General features: G+C 68.6%; 9 protein-coding genes and 2 pseudogenes. 4 read left to right on the top strand and 7 right to left on the bottom strand.

The window, feature by feature from the left end:
* Positions 1-617: 617 nt before the first annotated feature.
* The 3 genes and pseudogenes from V2S66_RS29025 to V2S66_RS29015 form a co-directional block, all read right to left on the bottom strand.
* Positions 618-1,142 (bottom strand): hypothetical protein, encoded by a 525-nt coding sequence (locus tag V2S66_RS29025; protein ID WP_330799699.1) that lies wholly within the window; start codon positions 1,140-1,142, stop codon positions 618-620.
* Between the two features lie 71 nt (positions 1,143-1,213).
* Positions 1,214-2,264 (bottom strand): annotated as a pseudogene (locus V2S66_RS29020) (IS110 family RNA-guided transposase); the annotation flags it as partial.
* Between the two features lie 2 nt (positions 2,265-2,266).
* Positions 2,267-2,464 (bottom strand): annotated as a pseudogene (locus tag V2S66_RS29015) (helix-turn-helix domain-containing protein); the annotation flags it as partial.
* A gap of 128 nt (positions 2,465-2,592) precedes the next feature.
* Here V2S66_RS29015 and V2S66_RS29010 point away from each other — a divergent pair.
* Positions 2,593-2,880: a SpoIIE family protein phosphatase gene (locus tag V2S66_RS29010; RefSeq protein WP_330799697.1), complete on the top strand. Its 288-nt coding sequence runs from the start codon at positions 2,593-2,595 to the stop codon at positions 2,878-2,880.
* Between the two features lie 726 nt (positions 2,881-3,606).
* Here the strand turns inward: V2S66_RS29010 and V2S66_RS29005 are convergent.
* The 4 genes from V2S66_RS29005 to V2S66_RS28990 all read right to left on the bottom strand — a co-directional run bounded on the left by V2S66_RS29005 (position 3,607) and on the right by V2S66_RS28990 (position 6,229).
* Complete coding sequence (locus V2S66_RS29005; RefSeq protein WP_330799696.1) at positions 3,607-4,047, bottom strand: hypothetical protein; 441 nt, start codon at positions 4,045-4,047, stop codon at positions 3,607-3,609.
* A 57-nt stretch (positions 4,048-4,104) separates the two neighbouring features.
* Positions 4,105-4,518 (bottom strand): cupredoxin domain-containing protein, encoded by a 414-nt coding sequence (locus V2S66_RS29000; RefSeq protein ID WP_330799695.1) that lies wholly within the window; start codon positions 4,516-4,518, stop codon positions 4,105-4,107.
* A gap of 86 nt (positions 4,519-4,604) precedes the next feature.
* A complete protein-coding gene (locus V2S66_RS28995; RefSeq protein ID WP_330799694.1) occupies positions 4,605-5,441 on the bottom strand; it encodes a ferritin-like domain-containing protein in 837 nt (278 codons plus the stop codon).
* On the bottom strand, positions 5,438-6,229 hold the full coding sequence (locus V2S66_RS28990) for a ferritin-like domain-containing protein (RefSeq protein WP_330799693.1): 792 nt from the start codon (positions 6,227-6,229) through the stop codon (positions 5,438-5,440). The genes V2S66_RS28995 and V2S66_RS28990 overlap by 4 nt, the downstream gene beginning before the upstream one ends.
* Positions 6,230-6,600: 371 nt before the next feature.
* On the opposite strand from V2S66_RS28990, the gene V2S66_RS28985 reads away from it, so the two are divergent.
* From V2S66_RS28985 to V2S66_RS28975, 3 genes are all read left to right on the top strand, one after another.
* Positions 6,601-7,275 carry a hypothetical protein gene (locus tag V2S66_RS28985; RefSeq protein WP_330799692.1) on the top strand — a complete coding sequence of 225 codons (675 nt, stop codon included), beginning with the start codon at positions 6,601-6,603 and terminating at the stop codon, positions 7,273-7,275.
* Positions 7,272-7,973 (top strand): class F sortase, encoded by a 702-nt coding sequence (locus tag V2S66_RS28980; RefSeq protein ID WP_330799691.1) that lies wholly within the window; start codon positions 7,272-7,274, stop codon positions 7,971-7,973. Before V2S66_RS28985 ends, V2S66_RS28980 begins: the two co-directional genes overlap by 4 nt.
* Positions 7,974-8,049: 76 nt before the next feature.
* A complete protein-coding gene (locus V2S66_RS28975) occupies positions 8,050-8,466 on the top strand; it encodes a DUF5958 family protein (RefSeq protein WP_330799690.1) in 417 nt (138 codons plus the stop codon).
* The last annotated feature ends 66 nt before the right edge of the window (positions 8,467-8,532 follow it).

The raw sequence follows: 8,532 nt of genomic DNA, 5'->3' as shown, positions 1-8,532 counted from the left end.
GGGCTGGGCGGCGCCCGTCGGCGTGCCTGCGGCGGTGCCCGCTTCGACCGGGGCGGGCGCCGGGCTGACATGCGGGGTCCCGCACGGAAATGCGGCTCTGTGTCGCGGATGCGCCTGGAGGGCGGTGGCAACTCCTTTCGTCGGCATGGGCGGGGAGTGGCGGTGTGTATTCCATGATGCTGAGAAAAGGCGTTTTGCCTGACGGTATTTTCCGTGTTATCAGGCGCCTGGGCTCGGGCCCGGGGCAATCGGCGGGTCGTCATCGGGTCGCCGTACTCCATCCCACCATCGGCTGGAAACTCCGGTCCAGGGCCGCGCTCGGCGCGGTAGGTCAGGCGGTCCGCATGGTCCTCGGACAGTGGCCGGCGCGCTGGAGGGCCGCGGGCGGCCGTATCGCCGCGCTGTGATCGTGGCCTTCCCGGGGAAGTGCCTCCTGCGGAGTGTGTTCAAATTGTGTTCGAGTGGTGTGGGGGTTCGATCCGGGAGGTGGCCACTTGGAGATGCCTGTCCGGTGCCACTAAACCTTGACCGTTTGCCACTGAACTTTGACGACCGGTAGTTTCCTGACACCGATTCCTAATGTCGTTCGTCAAGGTTCGGTGCCCACCGGGGATGCCTCATAACGGTTCATAGTCGGCATATGGAGATCGGTAGTTGAGGTCGCGGACTGTGAGTTCAGGATTCCGGTACCTCGCCGAGAGTCGGTCGACCGTCTCCCGGATCACCGCATCCAGCCTGGCCAACGTCAGCGCGCTGCCCCGTTGCTCGTAGGTGAGCAGCTTGAGGATGTTCATCCAGTGGGAGCGGGCGGCGTCCGGTGCGACCGCGTTGAAGCCGACGAAGAGTTCGTAGTCCCGCCGCGGCTCGGAGACCACGCCGGCGAGGGGAACTCCGGCCAGGTCGTCGCCGGTCAGGGGTCGCCCAGTGGTGACGGCGGCTTCGTTGGACAACGCGTAAAATCTCAGGGCCAGCAGCGTCCTGCTCATGCCGTCGGCTGCCGGAGCGGTCATCCGCCAGACGGCATAGCCGTCCAGTCGGCGATCCCGTTGCCAGGACACCTGGTCGTGGACCTCGAACACCGTGTCGCCGTATGCAGCACAGGCGTTCCAGATCTCCTGGGGGGTTTCGACCGGATCCGGCATGGTTCCAATCCTTCCGCACGTGCCGGGATTCGCATACCAGCTGTGCGGAGGGACGCATAGCCGCAGGGGAGTCATGAGGCGACCGGTTCCGGTGGTGCGGGCTGGTAGCAGCGTTCGTCGCGGAGGAGGGCCCACAGGACGTTGACGCGACGGCGGGCGAGGGCGAGGACGGCCTGGGTGTGGCGCTTGCCCTCGGCTCGTTTGCGGTCGTAGAACTGGTGGGACTCATCGCACTTTCGGATGCTGAACGGTGCGGAGGTGTAAAAGACACGCTGAAGCTAGCGGCTGTATCGCTGGGGGCGCCGCAGGTTCCCGCTGATCTTGCCGGAGTCACGGGGGACCGGCGCGACTCCTCCAAAGCTGGCAAGCCGGTCAGAGGTGCCGAAGACGGTCATGTCACCGCCGGTCGCGGCCAGGAACTCGGCGCCAAGGATGATGCCCAGGCCGGGCATGCTGGTGATCACTTCGAAGTGGCGGTGGTCGCTAAACCGGGGCCTCGATGAGCTTGTCGATCTGGGCAACCTGCTGGTTGAAGGCCATCACCTCCTTCGCAAGCGTGTGCACCATCTGCGAGGTCAGCTTCTCGCCGGGCAGGCTGGTGTGCTGGCGTTCGGCGGCCTGGACGGCCGTCTCAGCGAGGTGATCGGCGTTGCGAACGCTGCGGTTGCGAAGCCACGTCTCCAGCCGCTTGCTGCCGAGCCGGCGAAGGGCAGCCGGGGTCTGGTAGCCGATCAGCAGGATGAGGGGGCCGGTGTTGGTGAGGTCGAGTGCCCGCTCCAGGCCGGGGAAGATGCCGGACAGTTGGGCCCGGAAACGGTTGACGGTGCGGGTGCGGTCAGCGACCAGGTCCATGCGTCGGCCAGTGAGTATCTTGAGGTCAGTGACGGTTTCGTCGCCGGTACGTATGGGGTGCAGATCACGTCGGATGCGGACTTGGTCGGCGATGACTGCGGCGTCCTTCGCGTCGGTCTTGCCCTCGCCGCGGTAGCTCTCGGAGGCACGGTGAATGGCCCGGCCGGAGATGTAGTGGACGGCCTGGTCGCGGTTGAACAAGATGGCGATGACCAGGGCGGCTCCGCCGTCGGCCAGGTCGATGCCCCAGGTCACCTCGTCGCCCAAGGCTCCTGCGACGCCACCCCGGCCAGGCCCTCCTCGCGCCACTGACGCCGCCAGCGTTCCACCGACCGCTCCGAGACACGCAACGCCGCAGCGATCTCCCGGTTCTTCCCGCCGGCCTCGAAGCCAGTCACAGCCTGAAGCCGGACCTGCTCTCGCGCGGCCCTCTCGGCGGCGGTCAATCCACCACCCTGCGGATATCTCACCTCACCAGGACTACCGAAGCCATCCGCACGTTGTCCGGCGGACAGCCCGACATCACCCGATCAAGTTCAGTAGCGCCTGGCCGGGGCCTGCATTCGTCCTCGACGGAAGCCCCACATCATCCGGCAGCGTGGCCGAGGTGAGGCTGGTCGACACGGAGTTCCTGCTCGCCCCGGGCGACCTCCTGCTGTTGTACACCGACGGCGCCATCGAGTCCCGCGCGAAAATGACCACGACTCCGCAACAGGTTCGGCCGATGTTCGGCGAAGCTGACCTCACTGAAGCGCTTGCGGCATGCGGCGGGCTGGACGCCGCCGCGACCGTCGCCCGCCTGTCCACCGTCCTTGCCACGCACAACCATGGCTGGGCCAGCGATGACACCGCACTGCTCGCTCTGCGAGTCCCCGACACCCGCTGACCTCTGACACGGTTGCTGCCCGGCCCGGATTGTGGACTCGCCCGCGCCGCCGACCGGGGGCTGACACGGACAAGGGACGCCAGGGAACCGGCTGGACCGAGACGCATGCCTACCGGCCGCCGTCCAGCGTGCTGGGCAAGCTCAGTGCGGGCTGTCCACCGAGCAGAGATCCCGCGGGCTGCCCTGGCCTTGGACGTGAGTCGGGCGGGGACCGAGTTCAGCGACATGCGTACGGTGACCTGCTTGCCCACGGCCCGTCGCGCGACGTGGAAGCCCCCGCACAGCGCGGCGACGATCTCCATGCCGTGCCGGCCCACGCGGGTCGGATCCGGATCCGCGGCTGCCACGGGGCTCGTGGAGGTGTCCCAGACGGTGATCTCCACTATGCCGCTTCCCAGTTCGAGGTCGAGGCCGCAGGGCCCGCCGGTGTGCTTCACGGCGTTGGTGACCAGCTCGCTGACCACCAGCTGCGCGGTTGCGATGACCTCGTCGGGACCTCCAGGCCGGTGGCCGGGGCCTGGTCGAGGAATGCCGCGGCGAGATGGCGGGCAGCCCCGATGGCTCCCGGCTCGCCGGCGTAGACCTCGCTGGTACGCACGTCATCATCTCCAGACCGACGGTCGACGTTGCCGGCTCCTGCCGTCGTATCGCACGGCACCCCGCCCCCATCGCATGCGTTCAGTGGGGTTCGCCGACACTGAGCAGAGCGAAGATGGCGCGGCCGGCTCAGGCGGCGACCACGGTGGTCCTGCGGTACCGGGCGGCGATCAGCAGGTAGCCGGCCGACACGACCGCCACCCCCTGGGCCACAGCGCTGATCTGCTTGTCGCCGAACCAGACCGGCTCGTACATGTCGGGCAGTGGCCCGAACGCGCCGACGTCGACATAGTGGTAGAGCAGCAGGGCCGCGAGGCCGCCTGCGGCTACGACCCAGGCGAAGCCGTCAACGAACGGGCGGCGCCAGACCAGGACGAGGAGGGCTGCCAGGGAGGCGAGAGCGGCTTCGGCACGGAAGAGGCCGCCCTGGCTGACGTTCGCGGCGACGGCGTCGTACTGGTCGGCGAGCTTGGCATGGATATACGCGTCCACCGCGAGACCCGCGGCGGTGACCAGACGGACTGAGGCGCTGAGCAGGGTGGCAGTGGACAGGGGCCGGGTCTTGGGCATGAGGTTTTCCTCTGCGGAGGCGGTGACATACCCGCGGATTCGTTGGGCGGCGCGGCCTCAGTTGACAGTCAGGGTTCCTTTCATGAACTGGTGGATCGTGCAGATGTAGCTGTAAGTGCCGGGTTTCTTGGGAGTGGTGAAGGTCGCCGACTTGCCGGGGGCGATGCTGCCGGTGTCGAACCGGCTTCCGTCGGTGGCGGTGTGAGCGGTGGAGTCCTGGTTCTTCACGGTGACGAGGACTCCGGGGTGCACGGTCAAGGTGGCGGGGCTGAAGGCGAAGCTGTTGATGACGATGGTCGAACCGCCGCCGACCGCACCGGGCGCGCTGGAGGACGCCGCAGCGGGAGTGGATCCGCTGCCGCCGCTGGAACTGGAACAACCGGTCAGGCCGATCAGTGCGCCGGCCAGGACGACACCGGCCAGATGACGGGGACGTATGGGGAGACGCGTGCGGGTCGTTGCTGGCTTCACGGGGGAGAACCTCACAGGAGAACAGACAGAAGAAGTGCACCGGGCGGCCCGTCGTGGGGTCGGGAAGCCCGGCACATTCAAGGGGGTCAGACCGTCAGCAGGGTGGGGCTGGCCGCCTTGTCGGTCGGAAGGAAGTCGGCCGGGACGGGGTATTGACCGAGGACGAAGTTGAGGATGGCGGCGTGCATGGCTTCGACGGGGGCGATGGAGGCGGCGGTGGCGATGCCGGCCGGGCTGGTGACGTTGTAGGTCGCGAAGAGGTAGGTCTGCGCGGCCTGGTCTTCGAGTTGCAGGGCGAGTTGAGCGACGTCGCCGACGGTGGCGGCCTTGCCGAGCGCGGCGAGGGTGGCGGGCTGGTTGGACAGGGGCACGTTGGTGATGGCGGGCTTACCGGCTCCGGTGAGGACCGCGTTCCATGCCTTGGCGTGGTCGGTGTGCTGGGCCATGGCGGTGGTGACGAAGGTGGCGACGGCCGGGGGGACCTTGCCGAGTTTGCCGGCCTTGGCGGCGGCCAGGGTGGCCTGGTAGGCGCCGACGGCCTGATTTTCCAGGGCCACCGCGAGAGCGACGACCTTCAGGTCCCCGGTGTACGTGCCGGCCGCGGACGCGGACGCTGACGCCGACGGCGTGGTCGAAGCGGCCTTGCCGGACGAGGCGGGCGTCTTCTTGTTGTTGCTGGAGCAGGCCGCCAGCGCGAGGCCGGCCGCCACACCGCCCGCGCCGAGCAGGAAGCGGCGGCGCCCCGGGTCGCGCGGCCCGTCGGCCGGGGCGGCGCGGCGGGAGCGGATGTCGTCGGTGAGATCGACCGCACTGGCCCGCATCGCGGGCAGCGTGTCGCGGTGGGCTGCTTCCATGTCGCGGGTGAGGCGGGCGAGTTGTTCCTCGCTGATGGGCAGTTCCCAGTCGTCGCGTGTCGCGGTCACTTCACGGCCCCTTCAGTGATCGGCGAAGCGCTCTTGGTCGGGTAGAAGGCGTCGGGGAATCCGACACTGCCCGCAGCGGCCGGCAGCTTGGCCGCATTGGTCGGGATGGCGATCAGATCGCCCAGGTTCCCCGCGAGCAGGGCCTGCACGGCCAGCAGCGTGGCCCGGTGCTGGGCCTCCACCGGCGCGACGGAGGCGAACAGCTTGCGCAGTTCGGTACTGCTGACCTGGCCGACGTTCTTGGTATAGGTCTGTGCGGCCACGTCCTCCAGCGTGATGGCGAGCGCCACCACATCGGCGGGAGTCTTGATCGACGGCAGCGCCTTCTTGACCACGGCCGCGTACTTCGGGTCCGGCCCGGACTGAGCCTTGCCGCCGGCCTGGGCGGCGGCGGCGTTGAACGCCTGGGCGTGCGCCTGGTGCTGGGTGGTGGTCTTGGCGATGAACGCCGCGACCGTCTTGTTGCCGTCCTTGATGAACGGCAGCCCAGCCGCGGTCTGGTACACGCTGATCGCCAGGTTCTCGATCGACGCGGCCGTCTGCAGCGCCTTGACGTCGTCACTCGATGTGGCCGCGACCGCCCGCAAGGACGTCAGTACAGCCGCCGAACCGGCCGCGCCCGCGACTACTCCGCCGCGCTGCCACCACCGCCGCGACGACTGCTCCCGGGTGACCTCGGTGAAGTCACCCAACGCCTCCGCCGTGATCCGCACCGCGTCGCTGTTCAAGTCCTGGGACTGCTCGGTCAGTTCTTCGAGCAGTCGGGTGTCGATGCGCTCTCCGCCCATCACGCCCCATCTCTCCACGTGCCCGCCCGGATGAGGAGCACTTACGCAGGCTCTTCGTCGTCACCGGCCCCGCGGATTGGTCACCGGCCCGGTAGACCACACTCGCCCCTGGCGTCGCCGACTTCACCGTCGCACCAATCCGAACGTGTGCCCGGTCCGAATACCCCGTCGAGAGTCCCTCTCCTGCTGGTGAGCCTGGCCTCGCGGCCGACTCGGCAGTAAACGCGAATGAAGGGCAGATCAGCATGCGATCCACCAAGACACGTGTCCTGACGGCGATAGCCGTAGCCGCAACACCTTTGGCGCTTCCGGCGGCAGCGTGGGCGGCCCCGGCCTCGACAGACGTCCCGTGGGTCACCTACCAGGCCTCGTTGGACCGGATCACCGCCAACCATGTGACCGGAAGCGGCAAGGCCATGGTCCAACTGTCGGGCAACACCGCGAAGATCACCGTCACCGCTAGCGGGCTGGTTGGCGGCGCCTCGCCGCACGCGATGCACATCCACGTCGGCGGCGGTGGCGTCTGTCCCAAGCCGTCGGAGGCCAAGGACCACAACGGGCACGCCTCCATCAACGTCGCCGACGCCATGAAGGACTACGGCATGATCGGCACGTCGCTGACCACCAGCGGCGACAGCACGCCCAACAGCGCGCTCGCGGTGACCCGCTTCCCGTCCGGCTCCACGGTCGACTACAGCCGCACGCTGGAGGTCACCGACGACGTCGCCGCCAACCTCAAGTCCGGCAAGGCCGTTCTGGTCATCCACGGCATCGACTACAACGGCAACGGCAAGTACGACAGTGTGCTCGGCGCCAGCGAACTCGACAAGAAGCTGCCCGCCGAGGCCACCGACCCGGCGCTGTGCGGCGCGTTCACCACCTCGCAGATGGCCTCCATGCCCAACGGCGCCGCGGACACCGGCGACGGCGCCACCCAGGCGCACGGCACGAACACCGGCATGGTCGCGGGCGGCAGCGCCGCCGCACTGATCGGCCTGGGCGCCGGCGGCTACGCCCTGCGCCGCCGGAGCGCCACCGCCCGATGACCACCACCGTACCCCGCGCGGGCCACCCCACACGACGGACGGCAGTCGTACTCGTCGTGCTCGCGGTGGCCTGCATGGCCGCCGGCACCACCGCCATCCTGGCCGGGACAAGCGGCGGCGGCACGCCCCCGCCGCAACCCGGCCCCGCCGCGATGGGACAGATGCCCGACCACATGGCGGGCTCCGCGATGCCCGCTCCACCTGTCACGTCCTCGTCGCCCCAGGCCGCGCCTTCCGGCACCCCCGCGCTGCCCGCCTCCCGCCCGACGAGGCTCGACATCCCGGCCATCGGCGTCCACACCGACCTGCTGGACCTGGGCCTCAACGAGGACGGGTCGCTCGAAGTCCCCGGCAAGCCGCTCCAGGCCGGCTGGTTCCACGGTTCGCCGACCCCCGGCCAGACCGGACCCGCGGTCATCCTCGGCCACGTCGACTCCTACGCCACTGGCCCGGCCGTCTTCTACCGGCTGGGCGCGATGAAGCCCCACCAGCAGATCCGCGTCACCCGCGTCGACCGCACGACCGCTGTCTTCACGGTCGACGCCGTCCGCTCGTATCCGAAGAAGACCTTCCCCACCCTCGACGTCTACGGCAACACCCCCGACCCCGAACTCCGCCTGATCACCTGCTCCGACTGGAACCCCCACACCCACAGCTACCAGGGCAACACCATCGTCTACGCCCACCTCACCACCTAGTACTCCAGTCATACTTCGCGATCTGCTTGTATAGCCTGCTGGGGTGTCGGTCTCAGCCGAATCGTGGGGTGGGGAGATGAACGAGCGCGCGGTCGTGCTGAACCAGCTCGCACAGGGCATGCGTCCGCTCGGACGCGGTGTCGAGTGGTTCGAGAACCTCGCAGCCCGCGAGCAGTTCGAGGTCCTGCGGGACCTGAGCGAGTTCTGCATCCAGGCCCGCGCGACGGTGGAAGACGGGCCTGAGAGCGTGCGTCAGGCCGGCATCCGGCCGACGCATACCCCGGCGGTTCTGATCGCACGCGGTCAGCTGCCCGGACAGCTGACAAAGATCATCAGTCTGCCTCAGGAGGAGCGTGTGAAAGCGTTCCGTCTGCTGGTCGCCCTGCTCGGGGTGGCCGACAAGCGCCGCCGAGAGCGATTCTGTGCTGACGGGTGTACCCACGCCTGGCACCAGTTGGCGACTGGGTCCGATACGGAAGCGGCCACTGCGTGATCATCAGAGGTTGTGTGGACTCCTGAAGATAGCGCGGTGGCCGCAGGCCAAAGCGTAGACGCTGCC

Source organism: Actinacidiphila polyblastidii, from assembly GCF_036353415.1.
Classification (GTDB): domain Bacteria; phylum Actinomycetota; class Actinomycetes; order Streptomycetales; family Streptomycetaceae; genus Actinacidiphila; species Actinacidiphila polyblastidii.
Note: the sequence above shows the minus strand (reverse complement) of the source record. Positions and strands in the feature narration are given on the sequence as shown.

Excerpts from the sequence above, each read along its gene's own strand:
- V2S66_RS29025 (WP_330799699.1), bottom strand. The coding sequence starts at position 1,142 with ATGCCGGATCCGGTCGAAACCCCCCAGGAGATCTGGAACGCCTGTGCT.
- V2S66_RS29005 (WP_330799696.1), bottom strand. The coding sequence starts at position 4,047 with ATGCCCAAGACCCGGCCCCTGTCCACTGCCACCCTGCTCAGCGCCTCA.
- V2S66_RS28990 (WP_330799693.1), bottom strand. The coding sequence starts at position 6,229 with ATGGGCGGAGAGCGCATCGACACCCGACTGCTCGAAGAACTGACCGAG.
- V2S66_RS28980 (WP_330799691.1), top strand. The coding sequence starts at position 7,272 with ATGACCACCACCGTACCCCGCGCGGGCCACCCCACACGACGGACGGCA.
- V2S66_RS28975 (WP_330799690.1), top strand. The coding sequence starts at position 8,050 with ATGAACGAGCGCGCGGTCGTGCTGAACCAGCTCGCACAGGGCATGCGT.